Source organism: Aliidiomarina maris (assembly GCF_003987335.1).
Classification (GTDB): Bacteria; Pseudomonadota; Gammaproteobacteria; order Enterobacterales; family Alteromonadaceae; genus Aliidiomarina; species Aliidiomarina maris.
Window position 1 is genome coordinate 73,125 of the sequence record NZ_PIPK01000012.1, and the last position, 22,771, is coordinate 95,895.

At 49.7% G+C, this 22,771-nt stretch carries 25 protein-coding genes and 1 tRNA gene; 18 read left to right on the top strand and 8 right to left on the bottom strand.

Going from position 1 to position 22,771, the window contains the following annotated elements:
- Positions 1-20 precede the first annotated feature (20 nt).
- Positions 21-1,145 carry a tRNA nucleotidyltransferase/poly(A) polymerase-related protein gene (locus tag CWE07_RS14605; RefSeq protein WP_111569959.1) on the top strand — a complete coding sequence of 375 codons (1,125 nt, stop codon included), beginning with the start codon at positions 21-23 and terminating at the stop codon, positions 1,143-1,145.
- Positions 1,146-1,167: 22 nt separating this feature from the next.
- Here CWE07_RS14605 and folK read toward each other — a convergent pair whose 3' ends face one another.
- Positions 1,168-1,689 (bottom strand): 2-amino-4-hydroxy-6-hydroxymethyldihydropteridine diphosphokinase, encoded by a 522-nt coding sequence (gene folK, locus CWE07_RS11795; protein WP_111569958.1) that lies wholly within the window; start codon positions 1,687-1,689, stop codon positions 1,168-1,170.
- Positions 1,682-2,041: a dihydroneopterin aldolase gene (gene folB / locus CWE07_RS11800; RefSeq protein ID WP_111569957.1), complete on the bottom strand. Its 360-nt coding sequence runs from the start codon at positions 2,039-2,041 to the stop codon at positions 1,682-1,684. Before folB ends, folK begins: the two co-directional genes overlap by 8 nt.
- Before the next feature lie 168 nt (positions 2,042-2,209).
- On the opposite strand from folB, the gene plsY reads away from it, so the two are divergent.
- Positions 2,210-2,803, top strand: coding sequence for a glycerol-3-phosphate 1-O-acyltransferase PlsY (gene plsY, locus CWE07_RS11805; RefSeq protein WP_111569956.1), 594 nt, complete (start codon positions 2,210-2,212; stop codon positions 2,801-2,803).
- Positions 2,804-2,812: 9 nt separating this feature from the next.
- On the opposite strand, the gene tsaD is transcribed toward plsY, so the two are convergent.
- Both tsaD and CWE07_RS11815 read right to left on the bottom strand, forming a co-directional pair.
- A complete protein-coding gene (gene tsaD / locus CWE07_RS11810) occupies positions 2,813-3,859 on the bottom strand; it encodes a tRNA (adenosine(37)-N6)-threonylcarbamoyltransferase complex transferase subunit TsaD (protein ID WP_111569955.1) in 1,047 nt (348 codons plus the stop codon).
- Between the two features lie 57 nt (positions 3,860-3,916).
- A complete protein-coding gene (locus CWE07_RS11815) occupies positions 3,917-4,957 on the bottom strand; it encodes a type IV pilus twitching motility protein PilT (RefSeq protein WP_111569954.1) in 1,041 nt (346 codons plus the stop codon).
- Positions 4,958-5,028: 71 nt separating this feature from the next.
- Between CWE07_RS11815 and CWE07_RS11820 the strand changes: the two genes are divergently transcribed.
- The 4 genes from CWE07_RS11820 to CWE07_RS11835 are packed head-to-tail and all read left to right on the top strand — an operon-like array spanning position 5,029 to position 7,659.
- Positions 5,029-5,757: a YggS family pyridoxal phosphate-dependent enzyme gene (locus CWE07_RS11820; RefSeq protein WP_111569953.1), complete on the top strand. Its 729-nt coding sequence runs from the start codon at positions 5,029-5,031 to the stop codon at positions 5,755-5,757.
- A gap of 9 nt (positions 5,758-5,766) precedes the next feature.
- Positions 5,767-6,591, top strand: coding sequence for a pyrroline-5-carboxylate reductase (gene proC, locus CWE07_RS11825; protein ID WP_111569952.1), 825 nt, complete (start codon positions 5,767-5,769; stop codon positions 6,589-6,591).
- A gap of 32 nt (positions 6,592-6,623) precedes the next feature.
- Complete coding sequence (locus CWE07_RS11830) at positions 6,624-7,151, top strand: YggT family protein (RefSeq protein WP_111569951.1); 528 nt, start codon at positions 6,624-6,626, stop codon at positions 7,149-7,151.
- A gap of 40 nt (positions 7,152-7,191) precedes the next feature.
- Positions 7,192-7,659, top strand: a complete 468-nt coding sequence (locus tag CWE07_RS11835; protein ID WP_111569950.1) for a DUF4426 domain-containing protein — start codon at positions 7,192-7,194, stop codon at positions 7,657-7,659.
- An 81-nt stretch (positions 7,660-7,740) separates the two neighbouring features.
- Here the strand turns inward: CWE07_RS11835 and CWE07_RS11840 are convergent, their stop codons facing one another.
- The gene (locus CWE07_RS11840; RefSeq protein WP_111569949.1) at positions 7,741-9,480 is read right to left on the bottom strand and encodes a potassium/proton antiporter; all 1,740 of its coding nucleotides are present in this window, start codon (positions 9,478-9,480) and stop codon (positions 7,741-7,743) included.
- 222 nt (positions 9,481-9,702) lie between these two features.
- On the opposite strand from CWE07_RS11840, the gene rdgB reads away from it, so the two are divergent.
- Both rdgB and hemW read left to right on the top strand, forming a co-directional pair.
- Complete coding sequence (gene rdgB / locus CWE07_RS11845; RefSeq protein WP_111569948.1) at positions 9,703-10,293, top strand: RdgB/HAM1 family non-canonical purine NTP pyrophosphatase; 591 nt, start codon at positions 9,703-9,705, stop codon at positions 10,291-10,293.
- Positions 10,293-11,453 (top strand): radical SAM family heme chaperone HemW, encoded by a 1,161-nt coding sequence (gene hemW / locus CWE07_RS11850; RefSeq protein WP_111569947.1) that lies wholly within the window; start codon positions 10,293-10,295, stop codon positions 11,451-11,453. Before rdgB ends, hemW begins: the two co-directional genes overlap by 1 nt.
- Before the next feature lie 64 nt (positions 11,454-11,517).
- Here hemW and trmB read toward each other — a convergent pair whose 3' ends face one another.
- Positions 11,518-12,210, bottom strand: a complete 693-nt coding sequence (gene trmB / locus CWE07_RS11855; protein WP_111569946.1) for a tRNA (guanosine(46)-N7)-methyltransferase TrmB — start codon at positions 12,208-12,210, stop codon at positions 11,518-11,520.
- 72 nt (positions 12,211-12,282) lie between these two features.
- On the opposite strand from trmB, the gene mutY reads away from it, so the two are divergent.
- The 7 genes from mutY (at position 12,283) to CWE07_RS11890 (ending at position 19,220) form a co-directional block, all read left to right on the top strand.
- Positions 12,283-13,341 carry an A/G-specific adenine glycosylase gene (gene mutY, locus CWE07_RS11860; RefSeq protein WP_111569945.1) on the top strand — a complete coding sequence of 353 codons (1,059 nt, stop codon included), beginning with the start codon at positions 12,283-12,285 and terminating at the stop codon, positions 13,339-13,341.
- A gap of 88 nt (positions 13,342-13,429) precedes the next feature.
- Positions 13,430-13,702: an oxidative damage protection protein gene (locus tag CWE07_RS11865; RefSeq protein ID WP_111569944.1), complete on the top strand. Its 273-nt coding sequence runs from the start codon at positions 13,430-13,432 to the stop codon at positions 13,700-13,702.
- 134 nt (positions 13,703-13,836) lie between these two features.
- Complete coding sequence (gene proB, locus CWE07_RS11870) at positions 13,837-14,958, top strand: glutamate 5-kinase (RefSeq protein WP_111569943.1); 1,122 nt, start codon at positions 13,837-13,839, stop codon at positions 14,956-14,958.
- Positions 14,951-16,204 (top strand): glutamate-5-semialdehyde dehydrogenase, encoded by a 1,254-nt coding sequence (locus CWE07_RS11875; RefSeq protein ID WP_111569942.1) that lies wholly within the window; start codon positions 14,951-14,953, stop codon positions 16,202-16,204. Before proB ends, CWE07_RS11875 begins: the two co-directional genes overlap by 8 nt.
- A 121-nt stretch (positions 16,205-16,325) precedes the next feature.
- A tRNA-Phe gene (locus tag CWE07_RS11880) sits at positions 16,326-16,401 on the top strand.
- Positions 16,402-16,618: 217 nt separating this feature from the next.
- Complete coding sequence (locus CWE07_RS11885; protein ID WP_111569941.1) at positions 16,619-17,626, top strand: 2-hydroxyacid dehydrogenase; 1,008 nt, start codon at positions 16,619-16,621, stop codon at positions 17,624-17,626.
- A 7-nt stretch (positions 17,627-17,633) separates the two neighbouring features.
- Positions 17,634-19,220, top strand: coding sequence for an L-lactate permease (locus tag CWE07_RS11890; RefSeq protein WP_111569940.1), 1,587 nt, complete (start codon positions 17,634-17,636; stop codon positions 19,218-19,220).
- Positions 19,221-19,267: 47 nt separating this feature from the next.
- On the opposite strand, the gene CWE07_RS11895 is transcribed toward CWE07_RS11890, so the two are convergent.
- Positions 19,268-19,738 (bottom strand): hypothetical protein, encoded by a 471-nt coding sequence (locus CWE07_RS11895; RefSeq protein WP_111569939.1) that lies wholly within the window; start codon positions 19,736-19,738, stop codon positions 19,268-19,270.
- Positions 19,739-19,976: 238 nt separating this feature from the next.
- Here CWE07_RS11895 and CWE07_RS11900 point away from each other — a divergent pair, with 238 nt between their 5' ends.
- The 3 genes from CWE07_RS11900 (at position 19,977) to CWE07_RS11910 (ending at position 22,402) form a co-directional block, all read left to right on the top strand.
- Positions 19,977-20,324, top strand: a complete 348-nt coding sequence (locus tag CWE07_RS11900) for a DUF6627 family protein (protein ID WP_111569938.1) — start codon at positions 19,977-19,979, stop codon at positions 20,322-20,324.
- Positions 20,324-21,292 carry a PA2778 family cysteine peptidase gene (locus CWE07_RS11905; RefSeq protein WP_111569937.1) on the top strand — a complete coding sequence of 323 codons (969 nt, stop codon included), beginning with the start codon at positions 20,324-20,326 and terminating at the stop codon, positions 21,290-21,292. The genes CWE07_RS11900 and CWE07_RS11905 overlap by 1 nt, the downstream gene beginning before the upstream one ends.
- 102 nt (positions 21,293-21,394) lie before the next feature.
- Entirely contained in the window at positions 21,395-22,402 is a 1,008-nt protein-coding gene (locus CWE07_RS11910) for an isopenicillin N synthase family dioxygenase (RefSeq protein ID WP_111569936.1), read from the top strand.
- 75 nt (positions 22,403-22,477) lie between these two features.
- Here CWE07_RS11910 and CWE07_RS11915 read toward each other — a convergent pair whose 3' ends face one another.
- Positions 22,478-22,639 carry a PLDc N-terminal domain-containing protein gene (locus CWE07_RS11915; protein WP_111569935.1) on the bottom strand — a complete coding sequence of 54 codons (162 nt, stop codon included), beginning with the start codon at positions 22,637-22,639 and terminating at the stop codon, positions 22,478-22,480.
- Positions 22,640-22,771: the final 132 nt, after the last annotated feature.

Consider the following 22,771-nt stretch of genomic DNA (forward strand, 5'->3'; position numbering starts at 1 on the left):
AACCGTTCGATGAGGAAACTTTGGAAATATACTTAGTTGGCGGCGCAGTGCGCGATGAATTGCTTGGTGTTGCTACCAAGGACCTTGATTATGTCGTTGTAGGCGCAGAGCCAGCTGAACTTGTTGCCAAAGGTTTTACCCAAGTCGGCAAAGACTTTCCTGTCTTTTTGCACCCCGAAACGAAAGCAGAATATGCACTGGCGCGCACTGAGCGTAAAGCTGGGCAAGGTTACACCGGCTTTACGTGCTATGCAGCGCCAGATGTCACCTTAGAGCAGGATTTAGCGCGCCGGGATTTAACCATTAATGCTATCGCCAAGAGCCAAACTGGCGAGCTGATTGACCCCTACGGCGGCATTGATGATATTAAGCATAAGCAACTTCGCCACGTCTCGCCGGCTTTCAGCGAAGACCCACTGCGCGTATTGCGTTTAGCGCGTTTTGCAGCTCGCTTGGCGAGATTTGGTTTTACCATTGCGCCTGAAACATGGCAATTAGCCTCTGCAATGGTTGCAAGCGGCGAGCTTAGCGCATTAGTGCGTGAACGGGTTTGGCAAGAGCTGAGCCAAGCACTTTGTGGGCCAAACCCTGAAGTATTTTTAAACACCTTGCAAGCATTGCACGCTTGGCCACATCTGTTACCAGTGAGCCCCAGCTTCGAGGCTGATTTTCAAGCGTTCGAGGGACTTCAGCAAGATCCATGTGAGCAACTCGAATGCCGTTATGCACTGTTTGTCGACGCCTTTGCACAAGCCTTAACCAGCCGTGCGATAAGCCAAGCATTAAAGGTGCCGAACAACTGTGCCGAGTGTGCGCAGTTGACCCAAAGTATGCGCGCGACGCAGCACGATTTGCAGCACAGTGACGTTGCAACCCATGCAAACACGTTACTTCAGCTACTGAAGCGGGCCGACCCGATTCGACGGCCGCAGCGCTGGCAGACCGCCTTAAGCGCTTGTTTGCGCCTACAACAGGTGCAGCCTCTCGCATGTCCGCCATCAATCCTCACGGTCGCGGCAACAGCCTACTGCAACGTCGATGCGGCTGAGTTTATCCAACAAGGTTTAAGCGGTGCCGAAATAGGCAAAGCGCTGACCCAAGCTCGTTTACTTGCGATTCGCCAAGCGCTTAATTCGGAAAACTAGTTAACTAAGTATCTTAGCTAAATTATGCAGGCAAGAGGGTAAACGCCACTGGCCATATTTGCTGCTCATCGGCGTGACTTTGCTGCTCGAATTGCTGCCACAATTCGGCGTAACTTAGCTGTAGCTCAGGGTGTAACCAATGCGGGCGTAAGTCTGCTAGTGGTTTCAGAACAAATGCGTTGTGGGTAATTTCAGGGCGCGGCAATTGCGGCAAGTCATTAGTTGCATCAACCTCACACTGCATATCGTCATACAATAGAATGTCAATATCTATAGTACGCGCGGAGCATTTGACTGCATTCATATCGCGGCCGTTCGCTAACTCATAAGCTTTACACCAGCGCTGCACAGTCGCCACGTCAGTGTCTGTGTTGACTTCAGCGACGAGGTTAAGGAAGTTATCGCCCTTGAAACCTACGGATTTACTCTCATACACCGGCGAAATACTGACAAGCCCATAAGTGTCGCTCAGTGCATTCAGTGCCGCACGAATATGCTCAGCCGGCCGAATGTTACTGCCCAAGCTAAAAACCACTTTAGCCACGGCTACCCCGCTCTATTTGTACCGCTACCGATTGCGCGTGTGGCAAGGCCGTTGGCTTATCGACGCGTAATTTTAACCAAGTCACCTTGAATGTCTGCATCACCATAGCCGCGACTTCTTCGGCGACTCGTTCGATCAGCTCATACGGCTTGCGCTTAACCAGCGCCACAATTTCGTTGCTCACGGCCTCATAGTCTAAGGCAAAACGAATGTCGTCGGTTTGCGCAGGCAAGCGATTATCCCAAGCCATTTCTAAATCGAATAATAACGGCTGGCGGGTATTTTTTTCCCAATCATAAATGCCGATAACAGCATCCACTTTCAGGCCTTGAATAATGACGATATCAGACATGCAACCTCATATTTGGCATACATACATTGTAATAGTTTAGCCAATGTAAATGGCGCTGGTCGGATAGCATTTTGCTAACAAACCTAATATCCTACACAGCGTCTTTACCAGCATTTAGCGTTGGCAAGGCGCACAAATACTACCTTAACTTAGAGTGAAAGCCCAACCATGTCCGCACTTGCGCTGCTTATGATCCTGACCGCTTATTTGATAGGTTCTATCAGTAGTGCGGTGATCATCTGTAAGCTGTTTGGTCTGGATGACCCGCGTTTACGTGGTTCAGGCAACCCAGGCACGACCAATGTGTATCGCCTTGGTGGCTGGACACCGGCACTGTTAGTCTTAGTGATGGACGTGCTGAAAGGAATGCTGCCAGTTTGGGGCTCCTATTACCTAGGCCTTGACCCACTGGTACTCGCGGTTGTTGCGATGGCAACCTGCCTTGGCCATATTTACCCGCTTTATTTCGAGTTTAAGGGTGGCAAAGCCGTCGCCACAGCATTGGGTGCTATGTTCCCAGTCGCTTGGGAAATGGCATTGCTACTGATTGCCACTTGGCTACTCGTGTTCACCGTCACTCGGGTATCGTCACTAGCTGCGCTGATTACAGTGTCGTTAGCCCCGATTTACGCTTATATGATTAAACCCCAATACACAGTGCCTGCTATTATGCTGGCACTCTTGATCGTATGGCGTCATCGCGGCAATATTATGCGTCTTTGGCGCGGCGATGAAGTCGGATTTCGCAAACCCAAGCGCTAAAGCTGCACCTTACACCGCAGGAAAAGACACCGCAGGCAAAGACACCGCAGGCAAAGTGTCTAATGGCCAACGGGGCTTGGTAATCACAGCAAGATCTTCAGACTGACCCGCTTGCAGTCGTTGGGCGCCAGCAAACGCTATCATTGCACCATTGTCGGTACAAAACTCATTCCGCGGATAAAAAACTTGGCCACCGAGCTTAGCGGTCAATACTTCCAGTTGACGCCGCAATTCGACGTTCGCACTGACACCACCTGCGATCACTAACCGCTTTAGGCCCGTCTGCTGCAATGCGCGCTGGCATTTAATCGCCAAAGTATCGACTACCGCTTGCTGGAACGCATAAGCAATATCAGCGTCGCTATGCCCGGTCGTAGGCTGTTTCGCAATGGCCTGTGAAGCAGCCGTTTTTAAACCACTAAAGGAAAAGTCCAAACCTGGACGGTCGGTCATTGGGCGCGGGAAACTAAGTTCTGGCAGCGCCTGCCCTTGCTCTGCCAATTTGGCTAATCGCGGGCCACCTGGATAATCAAGGCCCATCAGCTTGGCGGTTTTATCAAAGGCCTCTCCAGCCGCGTCGTCAATCGACTCACCGAGCATTTGATACTGGCCAATACCGTCAACGCGAACTAGCATGGTGTGACCACCAGACACTAACAAGGCGACAAACGGAAATGCCGGGCGCTCGTCTTCCAGCATGGGTGCCAATAAATGGCCTTCCATGTGGTGCACTCCGAGTGCCGGCACTTGCCAGCCGAATGCTAAGCTGCGGCCAATACAAGCACCAACCATCAAGGCACCCACTAAACCAGGCCCGGAGGTATACGCAACGCCGTCAATATCCGCTGCCGTTGAACCCGCATTAGCCAACGCGCGCTGGATCAAGGGTAAGGTTTTGCGCACATGATCGCGTGACGCTAATTCAGGGACTACCCCACCATAATCTGCATGCAACTTTACTTGGCTGTACAACTCATGTGACAACAAGCCTAGCTCGGTGTCATACACGGCGATACCAGTTTCATCACATGAGGTTTCAATTCCAAGTACACGCATATTGGTTCACTACTTAAAGCTTAAAGGGCGCGTATTTTAACCTGAACAGCGACGATTTTACATCCCGTGTTGCGTTTGCTTACCCAGAATTCTTTGAACCGCTTCCTCGTCGACTAAATTACGCTGACGCAAACGCATTAACGCTTGTTCCATGGTTTGCATACCATGAGCTGCACCGGTTTGAATTGCTGAGTACATTTGCGCAACCTTGTCTTCGCGCACTAAATTCTTAATTGCAGGCGTCGCAATCATGATTTCATGGGCTGCGACGCGACCGCCTCCTGGGCGCTTGAGTAACAACTGTGACACCACCGCCCGCAAAGACTCAGACAACATTGAGCGCACCATCGATTTTTCATCGCCTGGAAAGACATCAATAATTCGGTCAATGGTTTTAGGTGCTGAGGTAGTGTGCAAAGTAGCAAACACCAAGTGTCCGGTTTCTGCCGCGGTCATCGCCAAACGAATGGTTTCTAAATCGCGCAATTCACCCACCAGAATTACGTCTGGGTCTTCACGCAATGCAGAGCGCAGCGCAGCATTAAAACTCAACGTATCGCGATGCACTTCGCGCTGGTTCACTAAACTGCGCTTGTTGTGGTGCACAAATTCAATCGGATCTTCGATAGTCAAAATATGTTGCTGGCGACGCTCATTGATGTGGTTCACCATCGCCGCTAATGTCGTCGACTTACCAGAACCCGTGGGCCCTGTGACTAAGACTAAGCCGCGGTGCAACTCACTCAGGTCTTTTAACACCTCAGGCGCATCGAGTTCTTCCAGGGTTAATACGCGATCTGGAATGGTTCGAAATGCCGCAGCAGGCCCGCGCTGCTGATGAAAAGCGTTCACCCGAAAACGCGCTAAGCCTTGAACTTCATACGCAAAGTCAGTTTCAAGGGACTCGGTAAATTCAGACTGCTGGTGCTCTAGCATAATACCTAGCAGCATTTGTTTGACGTCGTCTGCGGACAAAATGTCGTTTGCTGCTTTGATGACTTCGCCATCTACGCGCATCAGCGGTGGTGAACCGGCAGAGATATGCAGGTCGGAGGCTTTGGCTAAAACACTGCGTTCGAGCAGTTGCTGAATATCCATAGACTGTGTCCTTTGCTTGGTAAATGTTATCATCCTATAGGAAAGCAGCAGAATCGCGAAGAGAAACTAAGATGACAATCTCGGAAAATGATGACGCCCAAGCGTCACGACAACAGCAATTACAGCGTGCTATTGAGGGTGTCCATGCAGACATTCAAAAGGCATGCAGCGCAGTTGGTCGCGACGCCAGTAGTGTGTGCTTACTTGCGGTCAGTAAAACCAAACCTGCAAGCGACATTGCGGCCGCCTACCAAGCTGGGCAGCGTCATTTTGGCGAAAATTATGTGCAGGAAGGGGTTGAAAAAATTACCCAACTGGCGCATTTAGCTGGTATCAGCTGGCATTTTATTGGTCCTTTGCAGTCCAATAAAACTAAGGACGTTGCCACGCATTTTGACTGGATGCACAGCGTGGAGCGCTTAAAAATCGCCCAACGCTTGCACCAGCAGAGACCGCTAGATGAGGCGCCCCTGCAAATATTAATTCAGGTTAATATTGACGATGAAGCAAGTAAAGCAGGTGTTAGTCTCAGCGAGATTGCTCCCTTGGCACAGCAAATTCAGCAACTCGACCGCTTGTGTTTACGCGGTTTGATGGCGATTCCGCAAGCTGGCGCCAGCGCTGAACAACAAGCACAAAGTTTTACTCGTTTAGCTGATGCTTTTAAACAATTGCAACACAGCTACTCTAGCGTAGATACGCTATCTTTAGGTATGAGCAGTGACCTTGCAGCCGCGATTGAGCATGGCTCAACCATGGTACGCATTGGCACCGCTATTTTTGGTCAACGACACGCATAAGGAATGATTATGGCGAACACGCGAAATATCGCATTTATTGGCGCGGGCAATATGCCGCAAAGCATTATTGGTGGTATGGTCCGTGGTGGCTATCCCGCATCGGCCATATATGCGAGCAACCCAAGCCGCCCTAAACTTGACACCTTAGCGCAAAAGCATGGTATCCACACCAGTCAGGACAACTTAGAAGTGGTTAAGCAGGCTGATGTGATTGTACTTTCGGTCAAACCACAGCTGATGGCCGATGTCTGCGCACACCTGCGTGAGCACGTCAGCGATTTAGCCGACAAGCTGGTCATAACCATTGCCGCAGGTATTCGAATTGAAAAATATCACCAATACCTAGGTGACAATGTACGTATAGTGCGCGTGATGCCAAATACGCCTTCCTTGGTGGGCGAAGGCGTTTCGGGTCTAGCCGCCGACCCTCAAGTCACCCAAGATGATAAAGATTTCGTGACCGAAGTATTTGATTACGTCGGCAAAACTATCTGGGTGAAAGACGAAGACGGGATTGATGTATTAGGCGCTGTAGCAGGTAGTGGCCCCGCTTACTTTTTCGAATTCATGGCAGGCTTACAGCAGGTCGCTGAAGAACTTGGTTTTAGTAGCGAAGATGCACGGGCAATGGTTCAACAAACCGCATTAGGTGCAGCGCAAATGGCAAGCCAAAGCGACCTAAGCTTGGTTGAGCTGCGCAAACAAGTGACCAGCAAAGGCGGGTCGACTGCGAAAGGTATCGAAGCCTATCAGGCAGCTGGGCTTGACGATATCTCTGCCCGCGCGGTCAAAGCGGCTGTTGCTCGCAATCAAGAAATGGCAAAATTATTTTAAGTATCACAGTTTAACCTAGAAGGTTTACGCTCATGAATGAAGGCATGCTGTTTTTAGTACAAACTTTATTTAGTTTGTACATTATGGCGATTGTATTACGCATCTGGTTGCAGCTTGCTCGCGCCGACTTTTTTAATCCACTGAGTCAGTTTATCGCCAAGGTGACTAACCCTCCCTTGCGCCCACTGGAAAAAGTCATTCCATCGCGGGGGCGCCTCAACCTTGCGGCCGTGGTGTTGGGTATAGCGGTCAGTGTGGTGGCTATTTACGTCCGCGTGTTACTAGTTGGCGCTAACCCTGACGTACTGGCGTTGCTGATAATTGGCGTGCGTTACTTTATCAGTATCGTCCTGCAAGTTGTGTTCTGGATGCTGATTATTCGTGCCATCCTGAGCTGGTTTAGCCGCGGTGGTAACCCTCTGGAGTACGTCTTGCACCAGCTGACTGAGCCATTATTGCGCCCAGTGCGTCGCTTTATTCCGGCGATCGGCGGGCTAGATTTGTCCGTACTATTTGTCATTATCGGTATCCAGTTCTTACGCATTCTTGTGGGAATGTAATCTACCGGTGGGCGATAAACCTTGGTAAAAGAGAAACACGATGAACGCGACTAACAACTTGCTCTTGAAATTGGTGATTGCACTAGGGGTGTGGCTGCCAAGCCTGCTGATGACCAGTGCGCTGGCAAATGACGATGGGCAAACCTTCGAGCGTTTAGGTAACTGGGAAGTGCACTACAGTGCGTTTCCCAGCACCTTTGTGTTACCCGAAGTTGCAGGTTTATACAATATAACCCGCAGTAATGCGCGAGGTATTATCAATATCTCAGTGCTGGATGCAACCAGTGACGAGCGCCCCGCTCTGCGCGTAAATGTCTCTGGCTATGCACTAAATGAGTTAGGCCAACGCCGTGATTTAACCTTTCGGCGCCATGTCGATGGCGAAGCCATCTACTACATCACCCAAGTGCCCCATGGCCGCGAAGAAACGTTACGTTTCTTCATCGATGTCAGAGACGGCACTGATGCCCAACAACTGCGTTTCCAGCATACGTTCTATCGCGACTGACGCATCCTGGCAGCATAACTACGCGTGCTAAATAAAAAAAACCAGCGTCAATTACGCTGGTTTTTTTTATTGTGGAGGCTGCTAACTAGCGGCAGTTTTCACCCCTACTTTAACAATGTCGCCATTGTCTGCCACGTCCCGTACGGTCAAGATAAGGTTGCCTAAGGTGACGTTATCCCCGACCACGACACGACGTCTGAAGCGTTTGCGAATGACATCGTCAATACTTTGCTCAAGATCTTCGGCCAAATCATCTGGCAACGCATAAAACACGGTCAAGTCCTGCAGTTTTACGTCTGCATTCAACACAAAGTCGCCGAAGAATGATGCCTTATTAACTCGTTTGCCTGTATCACCACTGCCGCTTGAGGCTAATACATCTGAAATTTTACGTAAGTCCCGTTGATTCGCCATGACTAAAACCGTATCACCGGCGCTAAGTAGTGGGTTAGATACCCGTCGCACCCAAGCGTCATCACGAATTAAACCAACAAACTCCACTGGCACTGATATCGAAATCTCGTCCCAATGGTGGTCACACGCAGGGGTATCATCGGCGATTTTGAATGCTGCGACTTCCAAGACTTCGCGCCCAGGGACCATATCTAACGGCATGCGGTAATCAGGTTCGGGTTCTGGTGGCACTTCAAGCTTAAGCCAACGTGCGACAGGCAATATACTCCAGCCCTGCACAATCAATGACACCAATACCACAAAGAAAGCTACTTCAAAATACAACTGCTGGTTCTCAAGTCCAGCCATCCAAGGAAACAGCGCCAACACAATAGGTACCGCACCACGCAAACCAACCCAACTGATAAACACTTGGTCACGCCAAGGGAAGCGAAACGGCAGCAAGCTGATGAATACCGCAAGTGGTCGAGCAATAAAGATTAACACCGCGGCCAACAACAGTGCGGGCACGCCAATTTCGAAAATTGATGAGGGTGTCATTAAAATACCCAACATCAAGAACATCACAATTTGACTGAGCCATGCCAAACCATCATGCACGCGCAAAATATGCATCACTTGCGGCAGTTTGGCGTTGCCAATTAGATAACCCATGAGGTATACGGCCAGGAAGCCACTACCCCCAAGTTTCGCCGTCAACGCGTATACCATAATGCTAGCGCCGACCGCGAGCAGCGGAAAGAAGGCAAAGCTTAGTGGTAATTTACGACAGGCGACAACAAACAAACGGCCGCTAAAATAGCCCATCGCCGCCCCGACAATCGCTTGCTGTAACACGTGCACAGCAACCATCGCATTGATACTGGATTCACTCGATGCAAGCACTGATACCAAGGTCACCGTTAAAATAACTGCCATGGGGTCATTACTACCGGATTCAATTTCCAGCGTAGAGGCAACCCGGTCTTTTATCCGTAAACCTTGTGATTGGAAGATGGAAAACACAGCGGCGGCATCAGTAGAGCTTAAAATTGCTCCCAATAGCAGGCCTTCAACCCAACTTAATCCAAATAAGTACGCGGCAGTCAAACCGGTCAATATACAGGTGATTACGACGCCGACTGATGCCAGCATGGCGGCCGGCGCTAAGGCGACGCGAAAGCGTTCAGGGTGGGTACGCAAGCCGCCATCAAACAAAATAATCGCGAGCGCTACCGAACCAATCAGGAGTGCCACATCTGGGCTATCGAACTCAACGCCAATAATGCCCTGCTCGCCGGCGAGCATACCGATAACTAAAAACACCAATAGCAAAGGTGCACCGGAACGAGCCGACACAATACTAGCTAAAATACTTACCACCAGCATGGCGCCAGCAGCAAATATGATTAAGTTAACGACATCCATAGAGCTTCTTTAATCTAATAAAATACTTTTATATACCACTTTAGCATAAAAAAATCATCTGTGGCGTTCAATTTTGTCATCTATCGATGGGTGCGCGGCTGCTAAGCATTTAACCAAGGCTAAGCGGCAGGTATACTAGGGGTAATTTGTGACAGCCTTGCGCGCTGACTAAGCAGGCCTACTCTAGCGATAACAGCGCTTACCCCAAACGGAGAACAGCAGATGACAGCCAAGTCCATCGTACTTGCGAGCGGTAACAAAGGAAAGATAAAAGAATTGGACGCCCTATTAGCACCTATGGGCTGGCATGTCAGAGCGCAAAGCGAGTGGGATTTTGTTGAAGCAGAAGAGACTGGCTTAAGCTTTGTCGAAAACGCGATTATCAAAGCGCGCCATGCCTGTGCGCAAACGGGTCTGCCTGCCTTAGCCGATGACTCAGGCTTAGCCGTCGACGCACTTCAAGGGGCGCCCGGTATCTACTCAGCACGTTATGCCGGCGCTCAGGCCAGCGACAGTGACAATATTGCTAAGCTATTAGAGGCAATGGCCGAGGTACCTGAGCACGCACGCAGCGCGCGCTTTATTTGCGCCCTGGTGTTTATGCAACATGCCAATGACCCCACCCCGATTATTTGCCAAGGTCAATGGGAAGGACAGATACTAACCGCGCCACAGGGCAATGGTGGCTTTGGCTATGACCCCGTATTTTTCAGCCCAGAGAAGCAATGCAGTGCCGCTGAACTGAGCGCCGAAGATAAACAAATGCTAAGTCACCGTGGTAAAGCGTTGGCGCAGTTACGGCGATTGCTGTAATGCTCGCATTGCCAACTCTCAGCTTATATATCCATATTCCTTGGTGCGTACAGAAGTGCCCTTACTGTGATTTTAACTCCCACGCACAACCTGAGGTCATTCCCGAACAAGCGTATATTAATTGTTTGCTAGACGATTTGCGTGCCGACTTAGCCTATGTGCAAGGTCGCCAATTGCAGTCCATTTTCATTGGTGGCGGTACACCAAGCTTATTTAGTGCCGAAGGCATCGCGCGGCTGCTCAACGGCGTAGAAAGCTTGATTGGGTTTGCGCCTGATATCGAGATTACACTCGAGGCAAACCCTGGTACGTTTGAAGCGGCCCGTTTTCGCGGATTTTGTGATGCGGGCGTGAACCGCCTATCGATTGGGGTGCAGAGCTTTAACGCACAGCATTTAAAGCGTTTAGGCCGGATTCACGATGCCGCCCAAGCCAAGCAAGCGGCGCAATTAGCCGCCGAGCTAGTCAGCCAAGGGAAACTGCAGAGCTTCAATCTAGATATTATGCATGGCCTTCCCGACCAAACTGAAGCGGAAGCATTAGACGATCTAGCCCAAGCCATTGCGCTGCAGCCACCGCATATTTCCTGGTATCAGTTAACCATTGAACCCAACACCTTATTTGCCAGCAAACCGCCGACGTTGCCCGATGATGACACGCTGTGGGACATCTATGAGCAAGGTCATCAGCGCCTTGACGCCGCTGGCTACCAGCAATACGAAGTCAGTGCGTATGGGCAAGTAAACCATCGCGGGCAGCACAACATCAATTACTGGCGTTTTGGCGATTATCTGGGTATTGGCTGTGGCGCCCACGGCAAAATAACCCTGCCAAACGAGGCACGTATTCTGCGCACAGAAAAAGTGAAGCATCCGCGTGGCTATTTGGATTTGAGCCGTTCGTTTGTTCATCGGAGTTGGGACGTAGCCCCGTCAGAGCGGGTCTTTGAATTCTTTATGAACCAGTTACGCTTACTTGAACCTGTGCCTAAGCAGCGCTTTGTTGCACTGACAGGTTTAGCACTCGAGACCGCTGAACGTGCATTAGCCAATTCAATTCAGCGTGGTCTTGTAATTGACCAAGGTGAGTATTGGCAGACAAGCGCCCAAGGGCGTTTATATTTAAATGCGATATTAGGCGAGCTTTTAGAGCAGGCGTAACCGTGAATGGTTACGCCTATGTATCAGGTTTCGCTGATTTACTGCGCTGATTTACTGTGCTGATTTACTGGTTAATGAACTGCAAGTCCCATACACCATGTCCTAAACGGTGGCCGCGCTGCTCAAATTTGGTCAGCGGGCGCGAGTCTGGACGCGGTATAAAGTCGTTGGTTGCTGATAGGTTCTGCCAACCGTTTTCCGCTTGCATCACTTCAAGCATATGCTCGGCGTAGTTTTCCCAATCCGTCGCCATATGCAGTACGCCGCCCTGCTTTAGTTTGCGCTGCAGCAATTGGACAAAGCCTGATTGGATAAGGCGTCGCTTATGGTGGCGCTTTTTATGCCAAGGGTCTGGAAAGAAAATTTGTACTTTATCGAGACTCGCATCAGCCACGCAGTCTTCCAGTACTTCCACCGCATCATGCTGAATGACGCGTAAATTGGTGACCTGTTGAGCTTCCGCTTCCATTAAGCATGCGCCAATGCCAGGGCCATGAACCTCAATTCCTACATAATTTGCGTCAGGATCTGCTTGTGCCATAGCGACTAGCGAACGCCCCATGCCAAAACCAATTTCGAGCACTAATGGTGCTTCGCGCCCAAAGCTCTGGTTGAAGTCTAACAACGCCTTTTGGTGTTGCAGCCCCATCACTGGCCACTGGCGCTCAAGTGCAGCTGCCTGGCCTTTTGTCAGGCGGCCTTCACGCTTCACAAAGCTGCGAATACGACGGGTAAATTTCTCTGTTTGCTCACTCATGACCCATTCAAACCTGTTACACTGTGCAAAAGCTCGTCATTATGCGGTTTAGCACGGGAAAAACAAGTGAAGATGCACGCACCAAGCACTTTATCAGCAAAACAAATTCAACACCTTCGCCACACCATCATGCAGTGGCAAACACAGCATGGGCGCCATGATTTACCATGGCAGCAATCCCCCAGCGCGTATTCCGTGCATGTGAGCGAAATCATGCTTCAGCAAACCCAAGTATCCACTGTGATTCCTTACTTCGAGCGTTGGATGCAGCGCTTTCCAAGCCTGGACGCTTTGGCATCCGCCAGTGAGGACGACGTCATGGCCCAATGGCAAGGTCTAGGTTACTACTCCCGTGCGCGCAACCTCCGCAAAGCTGCGGCGCACGTAATAGCAGAACATGGTGGTGAATATCCCGACTGCTTACAAGCATTGCAGGCTATTCCTGGTGTCGGGCGCTACACCGCCGGCGCAATACGTTCATTTGCGTTACAGCAGTATGGCCCAATTGTCGACGGTAATGTAAAGCGGTTGTACGCACGCCTGTTTGGTATTGATGGTGAGCCAAACTCAAGCGCGTTCAATCGCACCTTGTGGCAGCTTGCCGAGCAACTCACCCCACATAACGCAAGCCACATATATAGCCAGGGCGTGCTTGATTTAGGCGCGACTGTTTGTACCAAGTCACAGCCTAAGTGCAGCGAATGCCCTGTGCAATCCGAATGCGTTGCACACGCAACCGGGCGTATCGAACAACTTCCAAACCCGAAGAAAAAGCGCGAGAAGCCCTTTCGCGTCGGGCATTTTAGTTGGCACCAGCCGAATCAGCACATTCATCTGGTGAAACGCTCGAGCCCAGGTATTTGGGGTGGTCTGTGGTGCCTGCCTGAGCTGCCTGACGCCCCCAAAGATGCTGAGCTAGCAGGTGAATTTATTCATCAATTTACTCATTACACCTTGCACGCCAAGGTATGGCGGGCATCAACGCCGCAGCACTTGAGTGTTAAAGATGATAATTCAGTTGGCTATTTGGCCACTCAATTGTTCGATTTAAATCAACTTGACCAGACTGGTTTACCAACGCCAATCAAGCAGTTTATTCAAGATCGCATCGCGCTGAAGCGGCATACTTAAACAATACCTTAATTTCATTCCGCCAACGCTGGCGATTTATTAAACCCCTGAACTATACTTTTTACTCATAAAGACCCTTGGAGGCAACGTGACCCGAACTGTTTTTTGCCAACGATTACAACAAGAAGCTGAAGGACTGGACTTTCAACTCTACCCAGGTGAACTGGGTGCCAGAATATTTCAGCATATATCTAAACAGGCGTGGGCCGACTGGCAGAAAAAGCAAACCATGTTAATTAACGAAAAGCGTTTAAACATGATGGATGGAGAGGCGCGTGCTTATCTTGCCAAAGAAATGGAAGCGTACTTATTTGAAGGTAAAGAGGTCGATATTGAGGGCTACACACCGCCCTCTGAATAGGTGAAAAAACCGACAAATTTACATTCAAATTCGTCGAAAAAATATTGACAAGCCATCAGTTTCATGAGCCAAAGGTGGCCAGCAAGGGCTAAGTGTGATAGCATTGCACCACCTTCAATCATTAGGGAGTGTCTATGAAAATCCCAAGCTGGCGAAGAGCAGTCATCAAAGTCGGTAGTGCTCTAATTGCGCCAGATGGCAATGGCTGTAGTTCTAAATACTTGTTAGCAATTGCGCGGTTTATTATTGAAGCGCGTGAACGTGGACAAGAAGTCGTATTAGTATCCTCTGGCTCAGTCGCCGCAGGCCGACATCATTTCAATATCGACCAAAAGCCTCTACCCGTCATTGTAAAAAAAGCAATGGCTGCGGTTGGTCAAAATCATGTCATGGAAAGTTGGTCACGTTTTTTTGATTTCCCGTGTGCCCAAGTTTTAATGACTCACGACGACCTACGTGACCGTGAGCGTTACGTGAGCGTTAGGAACACGATTAACACATTGCTAGAGCATGGCATTTTGCCGATTGCGAACGAGAATGACGCGTTGGCCACTGACGACCTTAAAGTCGGTGACAATGACAACCTTGCTGCGATGGTAGCAACCGTTGTCGATGCAGACGCCTACTTTATCTGCTCTGACATCAACGGTGTGTACGATAAAGATCCGAATAAGCATAAAGACGCAACGCTTATTCCTGTTATCGAAGAAATTGATGAAAGTATCTATGCCTTGGCTGGCGGTTCAGCCAGTGCAGTAGGTACCGGCGGCATGCGAACGAAGATCGAAGCCGCCGAGAAAGCCACTACCCATGGTATAGATACTTACATTGTAAACGGGCGAAAAGGCAGCACATTTGAAACCTTGCTGCGCAATGAAAACCCCGGCACCTTGTTGAAAGCAAAAGAAAATCCGCTTTCAAATAAAAAACACTGGTTGCGCCACACTCTAGTTGCCCAAGGCGAGTTATTAATCGACTCAACGGCAGTTGACAACTTACGTGAAAGCGGTGCTTCGCTGTTGAGCTCAGACATCGTCGATATTCAAGGCAACTTTGACCGCGGTGACGCTGTACTGGTGCGCAGCGCTGAAAGTACCGACACTGTCGCAAAGGGTATTTGTCGCTACAGCTCTCACGAGTTGATGCACATTAAAGGCCAGACCGACTCAGAAATTGCTGAGCAGTATGGCTACAGCCCGATTAGCGAAGTCATTCACCGAGACGATTTAATGTTGATGGAGAAGCCGAATGAGTAACATTTCAGCACAAGATATTGCTAAACGTGCCGCCAAGGCTGCACGTGCCGTTGCTACCCTGACAACGGATGAAAAGAATCAAGTTTTACAACGCATGGCAGATGCAATTCGTAGTGACAAACAAGCGATTTTAGCGGCCAATGCAGATGACCTGAAAGCCGGGCGTGAAAAGCAGCTGGCAGAGTCAATGATGGACCGCCTTGCTCTAGATGACGACCGCATCGAAGACATGGCCAAGGCCCTTGAAGAGCTGATCGAATTACCTGATCCAGTGGGTGAAAGCTACCTACTGGAAGAACGCCCAAATGGGATGCGGGTGGATAAAATGCGGATTCCTTTAGGTGTCATTTGTATGATTTATGAGGCGCGCCCCAATGTAACTGCGGATGCCGGCGCCTTATGCTTCAAATCAGGCAATGCGGTCATTTTACGCTGTGGCCGCGAAGCCATTGGTAGCTCTAAAGTAATTGCTGCGGCAATGCACAAAGCGCTGCGTGATTCGGGCTTACCTGAAGACGTGATTACTGTAGTACCGACACCAGATCGTGAGTTAATGGCGGATTTGCTTAAGCAAAGCGACTATATCGACTTGGTAATCCCTCGCGGTGGTGAAGGTTTGATTCACTATGTTAGCGATAATTCGAAGATTCCAGTCATTCAGCATTATAAAGGCGTCTGTCATTTATATGTCGACAAAGATGCGGATTTAGACAAAGCCCTGGCGCTACTGCTAAATGGTAAAACCCAGCGTACCGGTGTGTGTAATGCACTGGAAGGCTTGCTAGTCCATGCGGACGTAGCGGCTACCTTCTTACCTAAAGCGGCTGCGGCACTAGCAGACAAGCAAGTGAAGGTGCATGCGTGTAAAGCATCGATTCAGCACTTCGACGGTGCTGAGCCAATTGCCGACACAGACTTCGGTGAAGAGTATTTAGCCCTTGAAATTGCCGTGCGCCAAGTCGATGACTTTGACCATGCGATTGAGCATATTCAGGACTTCTCAAGCGGGCACACGGATGTAATCTGTACCGAGAATGAAGCGACTGCAAAGCGTTTTATTCAGGTTGTAGATTCTGCGGTGACCATGTGGAACACGTCTTCGCGCTTCTCTGACGGCGGTCAGCTTGGCTTAGGTGCTGAAATTGGTATCTCGACATCTAAGTTGCACGCCTATGGCCCGATGGGCTTACAGTCCTTAACCACTGAGAAGTTCGTGGTCACTGGCACTGGCCAAATTCGCGACTAAACTGCTTACGGTTTAAGCAGTTGAACGCATATATGCGACCAAGCCTTGACAGCGAGGGCGAAAAGCCGTTTAATACGCCCTCGTTTTAAGGCCGCAGTATTTGCGCCGTAAAACCCGGTTTGCCCAGATAGCTCAGTCGGTAGAGCAGGGGATTGAAAATCCCCGTGTCGGTGGTTCGATTCCGCCTCTGGGCACCATTTATTTTAGAAAACCCGCTACGGCGGGTTTTTTATTGCCTGACGCTATGTTCCTGCCCTGCTTTGCCTCCATGTGTAGCCACCAAACCATGTGCAACCACCGAACCATGCCCTTTCACAAGTAAGTTTGCGCTTCCTTGCGCCAGCGCATCTTTTCAGCCACGGTATTTCGCTACTATGCTAAGTTAAATTTAGGTAACTTGAACGGGAGCTTAAAGTGAAGCTTGCAATGTTTAGCACCAAACCTTACGACCAGGTCTCTTTTAACAATGCCAACGCGGTTCACGGCCACCACATTAGCTACATTGAGGCACCGCTGAATCAGCATACCGCAGCACTTGCAAGTGGTTTCGAAGCTGTGTGTATCTTCGTGAATGACCATGCTGACAAAGGCGTACTGGAAATTTTAAAACGCTCAGGTTGTGAGCTCATTGTGTTGCGTTGTGCAGGCTTTAATAACGTAGACTTAACCGCCGCCCAAGCCCTCGGCATTCGTGTTGCGCGCGTGCCCGCGTATTCACCGAATGCAGTTGCAGAACACGCCCTGGCGCTGATTTTAACCCTCAACCGGAAAACCCATCGCGCATATAACCGTGTGCGAGAAGGCAATTTTGCCCTTGACGGGCTAATGGGCTTTGATTTGATTGGTAAAACCGTCGGGTTAGTCGGCGCCGGTAAAATTGGAGAGATCTTTGCCAAAGTCATGCAAGCATTAGGCTGTGATGTCATCATTCATGACCCTTACGCTTCTGCTGATATCGCCAAGCACTACGAGCTGGTCAGCTTTGATACGCTGGTCGAGCGCGCTGATATTCTCTCGCTACACTGCCCTCTTACCCCACAAACCCATCACTTGATCAGCCGAAGTGTATTACAACGCTGCAAGCCTGGCATGATGCTCATTAATACCAGCCGCGGTAAGATTGTTGACACCAAAGCCGCTATTGAAGCACTAAAAAATGGCCAACTAGGTGCGCTGGGTTTAGATGTCTATGAAGAAGAAGGCGATTTGTTCTTCGCTGACTTATCTAACCAAGTGATTCAAGACGATACCTTTATGCGGCTACTGACTTTTCCGAATGTACTGATAACAGGTCATCAAGGTTTCTTTACCCGCGAAGCTCTTGCAAATATTGCTGAGACCACGTTAAACAACGTGACGGCCCATAGCAGCGGCGAAGGGGAATGTTTTGATGTGGTGCCAGACAAAGTAATCGCGAGTTAAGCTTGAAGTGATACAGGACACATTTAGTTCCACCACATTTTTACTATTAACCCTGCCTTTTCTGGTGATTTTAATTGCCATGGTGGGGTTACGCTGGAGCGCTTTCAAAGCCGGCTCCATCGCGTTGTTACTTTGTCTTGTTATCCTACCTTGGCATTTTTCTATCGGCTGGCAACCGACAGTTACTAGCTTGATACCGGGTACCATTTTTGAAGCCATGGGCACCACGTTCTCAATTATATGGATTATTCTGGCGGCGCTCTGCATCTACTATGCCCAGCATCAAAGTGGTGCCCTGGAGGTTATTCAGCGCTATTTGGCAAAACTTCACCCCGACCCGCGGGTGAGCGCATTATTGATAGCATGGTTCTTTTCATTATTTATGGAGGGTGCCGCTGGCTTTGGCACCTCCGCAGCTCTGACTGCACCATTCTTGGTTGCTGCAGGTTACCGCCCGGTGATTGCCGTGGTATTGGCACTATGGGGGCATAGCTTGGGCGTTGCGTATGGTGCGGTAGGTACACCCATTATGGCCCAATCAGCTTTACTTCAGGTACCCGACCTTATCCTGAGCCACGCGACTTTACCTTACTTAGGCCTACCCGCTTTGGTGCTAAGCATTGCTTTGATGGCTGCGATCCAGCGTTTTTACGGAGACAACCGACAAGATGGAACCCAAACAGATCAGGTTCGAGTAAAATCACTTAGCAAACTACAAGTTCTTAGCACAGGTGCCCTAGCCGGTCTAAGTTTTGTGTTGCCCGCGATGTTGATAGCGTATGCACTAGGCCCTGAGTTACCCACCTTACTCGGCGCTATTGTTGGTGCGGTTATTTTTGTCGCTTTAGTGCCACGCTTAATAGCCAAGCAAGCGTCACTAATACCATCAGTGAATCAGCCTGAGATGTCACAAAAAATGACGATTTGGCGTGCCCTCGCCCCCTATATCGTGCTTGTGTTTTTAGTGTTGCTGACGCGTTTAATACCGAGCCTGAAGACTTGGTTGCTTGGTTATACCTTGAATGTCACATGGCACATCTACGAGTTTAGTATCGCGCCGCTCTATCACCCGGGCACGCTGTTATGGTTTGGCTTTTTATTCGGTGGCTTCATACAACGGCAGCCTGTCACAGCGTGGGGTCAAGCGGTCCGCCTTGCGACACTTCGAATTAGCGCAGTCGTGCCGGCACTGCTTGTGATGCTATGGCTATCGCGCTTATTAGTGCATAGCGGTGCCATTGCAGAACTTGGTGCGCAAATAGTTCTACTGACCGGTATCGGATGGGCATTTTGGGCGGTATTTGTTGGCGTACTCGGCACCTTTATCACTGGCTCTGCCACGTCCTCAAATATTCTATTTACTGAGTTTCAACACCAAGCTGCCACTCATGCGCAAGTGCCGGCGATACCGCTGATAGGGGCGCAGAATTTTGGTGCAGCGATTGGTAATATGGTTTGCCCGCACAATATTATCGCCGCCGGTGCCACCGTGAATATCCAGGGACAAGAGGGGCAAGTTATGCGCTATACCTTACCCATGGCGCTACTCCTTAGTGCTGTGACCGGCATCAGCGCGTGGCTGTTAGTCACGTAGGCTTAGCTGGCACTAAACACTTCGACTCAGCAAAATTTAGCGTAGTTTTATTTGGTAAGGCCAATGAATTTAAGCTTTACCAAATCCTGCTTACTGTACTTGGCTAAAATATCAGATACTTTCAAATTCAATTGATAATGACGCTTCAGCCGCATCACCATTTTACCCTGCTTGCTACACTCAATAAGTGCATGCATTTTATTTGGGCTTAAGGCAAAGAACGTCAGTTCATCGAATGTTGCTAACGTCTGTTGATTATCCGCATTGATAACCTGCCCTTGCTCTAAATCTAGATGTAGGCGTTGGGGCTCGCGGCTAAAGTAATACACTTGCTGAGCCACTGCGATAACACCCGCTACGAGCGCAGCAATCCCAAGCCAACCAAAACCAGCCAACTCACCGGTTTGCTGGTAATCAGATAACATGAAAAAACTTAGTATAGCTAACACGATAATCGTCATCGCCATACTCTTGACCAACGACTCACGCGTTTTTTCGAGCTCAATAACCGCTTGCATAAAACCTCTTTCACATAGACATGACTAATAACTAGCTGCCTCAGATTACCATATTCCTTGCAGGAGCGGCGCCTTGCAGTGACCCAACCCCGCGCAAGGCATGCGGCTTAGCTAATGTTTGCGAAGATTTTACTGTTAAATCAGTGCGCTATTCAAACCTTTCTGGCAAATTCAGCTATGCAAAATTTTCGATACTAGTCTACGTTTATAACTATCTATCAACGAGGAGATATGTACCATGAAGAAATCTTTAGTGTATGGCACGGCGTTTATGTTTGGCTCGCTGGTGATGAACCCAGCAGTCATCTCACCTGCGTATGCTGATATCGTCAGCACTCAAGACATCGTCACTGAGCAACGTGCAGGTGTTAATAAAGCCCAACTAACTGAGCAATTACAACGTGCTGACGTGCAGGAACAGTTGGTGCGTTATGGGGTAAACCCGGATGAGGCAATCGAGCGCATCAACGCCATGACCGACGAAGAAGTGATGGAACTGACAGCCAATATTGATGAGTTGCCAGCCGGTGCCAACGCGGTCGTGGTCATTTTATTGTTATTCATCATCTGGATTTTAATTCGCTAATGATCGATTGGTTACACAAACTAGCCCCAAGAGTTGTGATTGCGGTACTTGGGGCCGTTTTCCTAACGGCCTGTGCAAGTGCACCCTTGCAGCACGAGGCACTATTTGATTCCAACTCGCCTTATCAGCATCAGATTGAGCTTGAGCAAACCCCATTTTTCCCCCAGGAAGATTTCCAGTGTGGCCCCGCAGCCCTTGCTACAGTTCTGCAAACCAGTGGTGTGAGCGACGCTGACCCTGACGTCCTAGCTGGGCAAATATATCTACCTGAGCGTCGCGGCAGTTTGCAGATGGAGCTACTTGGCGCGACGCGTCGCGCTGACCGTGTACCGTATGTCATGGCACCCAATTTTGAGGCCCTACTCCAAGAGCTGCATGCGGATAATCCAGTCTTGGTGCTGCAAAACCTTGGGCTACCTCGCTGGCCAGTGTGGCATTATGCCGTCGTGATCGGCGTTAACCCAGAACAGGATGAGGTTATTCTACGTTCTGGCACCACCGAACGTGAAGTAATGACCATGCGACGCTTTGAACGCACCTGGCAGATGGCCAACTACTGGGGCATAGTCGTAACCCAGTTGGGTGAAATTCCAGCCAGTGCCGATCCGCTACGCTATTTCGAAGCTGTGGCGCCGTTAGAACAGCAGCAGCGCTTTGAAGCTGCATCTTTGGCATATCAAGCCGCTACTGAACGCTGGCCAGATGAAGCAACCCCTTTGATTGGGCTTGGTAATATTGCCTATCAGCAGCAGCGCTTCGCGGATGCTGAACTCTACTATTATCAAGCGTCTGAACTAGCGCCTACCTATGCGCCGGTGTTTTATAACCTAGCTTGGGCGCTTCTTCGCCAAGGTAAACATGAGTCGGCCCATCAGGCGGCTCAGCATGCGCAAGAACTTGCCCCCGACCATCCGCGTTTCGGTCAAGCCGTCACTACCATTGAAAACGCCGCTAACGAACAAGCTTAGCGGCGCTATTCTGTTTAGCTATATCACATAGCAATTCGATTTTTCGTTTCATCAAATACCCAGCTTATACTCACGCATATCGGTATCCTTTGAGGATTTGACATGCAAGCACCCGCATTACCAGTACTTGACCTCCAGCAGTTAGCGGCTGGTGGCGAGCAGAAGCAAGCATTTTTAACCCAGCTCGCAGAGGCTGCGCGGACAGTTGGTTTCTTTTACGTGACAGGCCATCAGCTTGGGCAATTACAGCAAGCTGTGATGCAGCAGACACGCGCATTTTTTGCCTTACCAGAGGCGGATAAGCAACGTCTGGATATGGTTAATAGCCCTCATTTTCGCGGCTACACCCAGTTGCAAGGTGAGTTAACCCAAGGCAAACCTGATCTACGCGAGCAGTTCGACCTAATGAATGAAGAAACAGCAACTGTTCTTGCCGATGGCGAACCACAGTGGTGGAAACTGATAGGGCCAAACCAATGGCCTACTCAACTTCCGCAGTTTAAAGCGGTGATAAGTGCCTACCAAGCAGAATTGACTCAGTTAACTGTCACTCTGCTGCGCGCTTTTGCGGACGTGTTAGAACAACCGGCAGATATTTTTGATGATGGAATAACGCCGCCTTACACCCATATGAAGCTCATCCGCTACCCTGGTAGTCATGATAAGGCTCAGCAGCAAGGCGTGGGTGCGCACAAAGACCCTGGTTATCTCACTATAGTCACTCAAGATCAGCAATCTGGCTTAGAAGTGCTGACTGACGACCGTGGCTGGGTCAGTGCCCCGCCGATTGAAGGTGCTGTGGTGGTCAACATTGGCGAGTTACTTGAACTCGCCTCCGATGGCTATTTACGTGCCACCTACCATCGCGTCACCAGCCCTGCTGGCGAGTTAGAGCGATATTCTTGCGCGTTCTTTATGGCGGCTAAACTAAATAGCGAGGTACCGCTGTTGCAGCTCCCTGCACAGTTAAAAGCACAAGCACTAGGCCCCAGTGCCGACCCGAATAACCCAATGTTTTATCAGGTTGGTGAGAATGTTCTTAAAGGCCGTCTGCGTTCACACCCGAACGTCGCCCAAGTGCATTACCATGGGTTTTGCCAGGCGTGTTAATTCGCGCGGTTTGATACTGTGTATTCGGCAACAAAAAAGGGAGCATCTGCTCCCTTTTTTGCTGGTTAACCATAGTTAAAGTGTATTCGCGCCACCTTTTGGCCCCAGCAGCAGCCATAAAATAAAGCCAATAAATGGAATTAACAGCAGGATAATAATCCACAATACCTTGGTTCCCGTCGAGGCACCGCTTTGAACGGTTTTTACAATCGCGTAGATAACCAGAATTAATAGCAGTAGACGGCCTTGTTGAACAAATAGTGGAACTTTCTCAGTTAGCGTTGATCAGATCGCCAAACCACGCTGATACTAGACACCGCAATGAGCAAAGCAAAATACCGAGTTAAAAACTGGTCTGAATACAACAAA

Excerpts from the sequence above, each read along its gene's own strand:
- CWE07_RS11900 (WP_111569938.1), top strand. The coding sequence starts at position 19,977 with ATGAAGAAATCTTTAGTGTATGGCACGGCGTTTATGTTTGGCTCGCTG.
- folB (WP_111569957.1), bottom strand. The coding sequence starts at position 2,041 with ATGTCTGATATCGTCATTATTCAAGGCCTGAAAGTGGATGCTGTTATC.
- CWE07_RS11820 (WP_111569953.1), top strand. The coding sequence starts at position 5,029 with ATGACAATCTCGGAAAATGATGACGCCCAAGCGTCACGACAACAGCAA.
- CWE07_RS11875 (WP_111569942.1), top strand. The coding sequence starts at position 14,951 with ATGAGTAACATTTCAGCACAAGATATTGCTAAACGTGCCGCCAAGGCT.
- proB (WP_111569943.1), top strand. The coding sequence starts at position 13,837 with ATGAAAATCCCAAGCTGGCGAAGAGCAGTCATCAAAGTCGGTAGTGCT.
- CWE07_RS11840 (WP_111569949.1), bottom strand. The coding sequence starts at position 9,480 with ATGGATGTCGTTAACTTAATCATATTTGCTGCTGGCGCCATGCTGGTG.
- CWE07_RS11905 (WP_111569937.1), top strand. The coding sequence starts at position 20,324 with ATGATCGATTGGTTACACAAACTAGCCCCAAGAGTTGTGATTGCGGTA.
- CWE07_RS11815 (WP_111569954.1), bottom strand. The coding sequence starts at position 4,957 with ATGGATATTCAGCAACTGCTCGAACGCAGTGTTTTAGCCAAAGCCTCC.
- CWE07_RS11895 (WP_111569939.1), bottom strand. The coding sequence starts at position 19,738 with ATGCAAGCGGTTATTGAGCTCGAAAAAACGCGTGAGTCGTTGGTCAAG.
- trmB (WP_111569946.1), bottom strand. The coding sequence starts at position 12,210 with ATGAGTGAGCAAACAGAGAAATTTACCCGTCGTATTCGCAGCTTTGTG.
- mutY (WP_111569945.1), top strand. The coding sequence starts at position 12,283 with ATGCACGCACCAAGCACTTTATCAGCAAAACAAATTCAACACCTTCGC.
- proC (WP_111569952.1), top strand. The coding sequence starts at position 5,767 with ATGGCGAACACGCGAAATATCGCATTTATTGGCGCGGGCAATATGCCG.
- plsY (WP_111569956.1), top strand. The coding sequence starts at position 2,210 with ATGTCCGCACTTGCGCTGCTTATGATCCTGACCGCTTATTTGATAGGT.
- CWE07_RS11835 (WP_111569950.1), top strand. The coding sequence starts at position 7,192 with ATGAACGCGACTAACAACTTGCTCTTGAAATTGGTGATTGCACTAGGG.
- CWE07_RS11830 (WP_111569951.1), top strand. The coding sequence starts at position 6,624 with ATGAATGAAGGCATGCTGTTTTTAGTACAAACTTTATTTAGTTTGTAC.
- CWE07_RS11910 (WP_111569936.1), top strand. The coding sequence starts at position 21,395 with ATGCAAGCACCCGCATTACCAGTACTTGACCTCCAGCAGTTAGCGGCT.
- rdgB (WP_111569948.1), top strand. The coding sequence starts at position 9,703 with ATGACAGCCAAGTCCATCGTACTTGCGAGCGGTAACAAAGGAAAGATA.
- hemW (WP_111569947.1), top strand. The coding sequence starts at position 10,293 with ATGCTCGCATTGCCAACTCTCAGCTTATATATCCATATTCCTTGGTGC.
- tsaD (WP_111569955.1), bottom strand. The coding sequence starts at position 3,859 with ATGCGTGTACTTGGAATTGAAACCTCATGTGATGAAACTGGTATCGCC.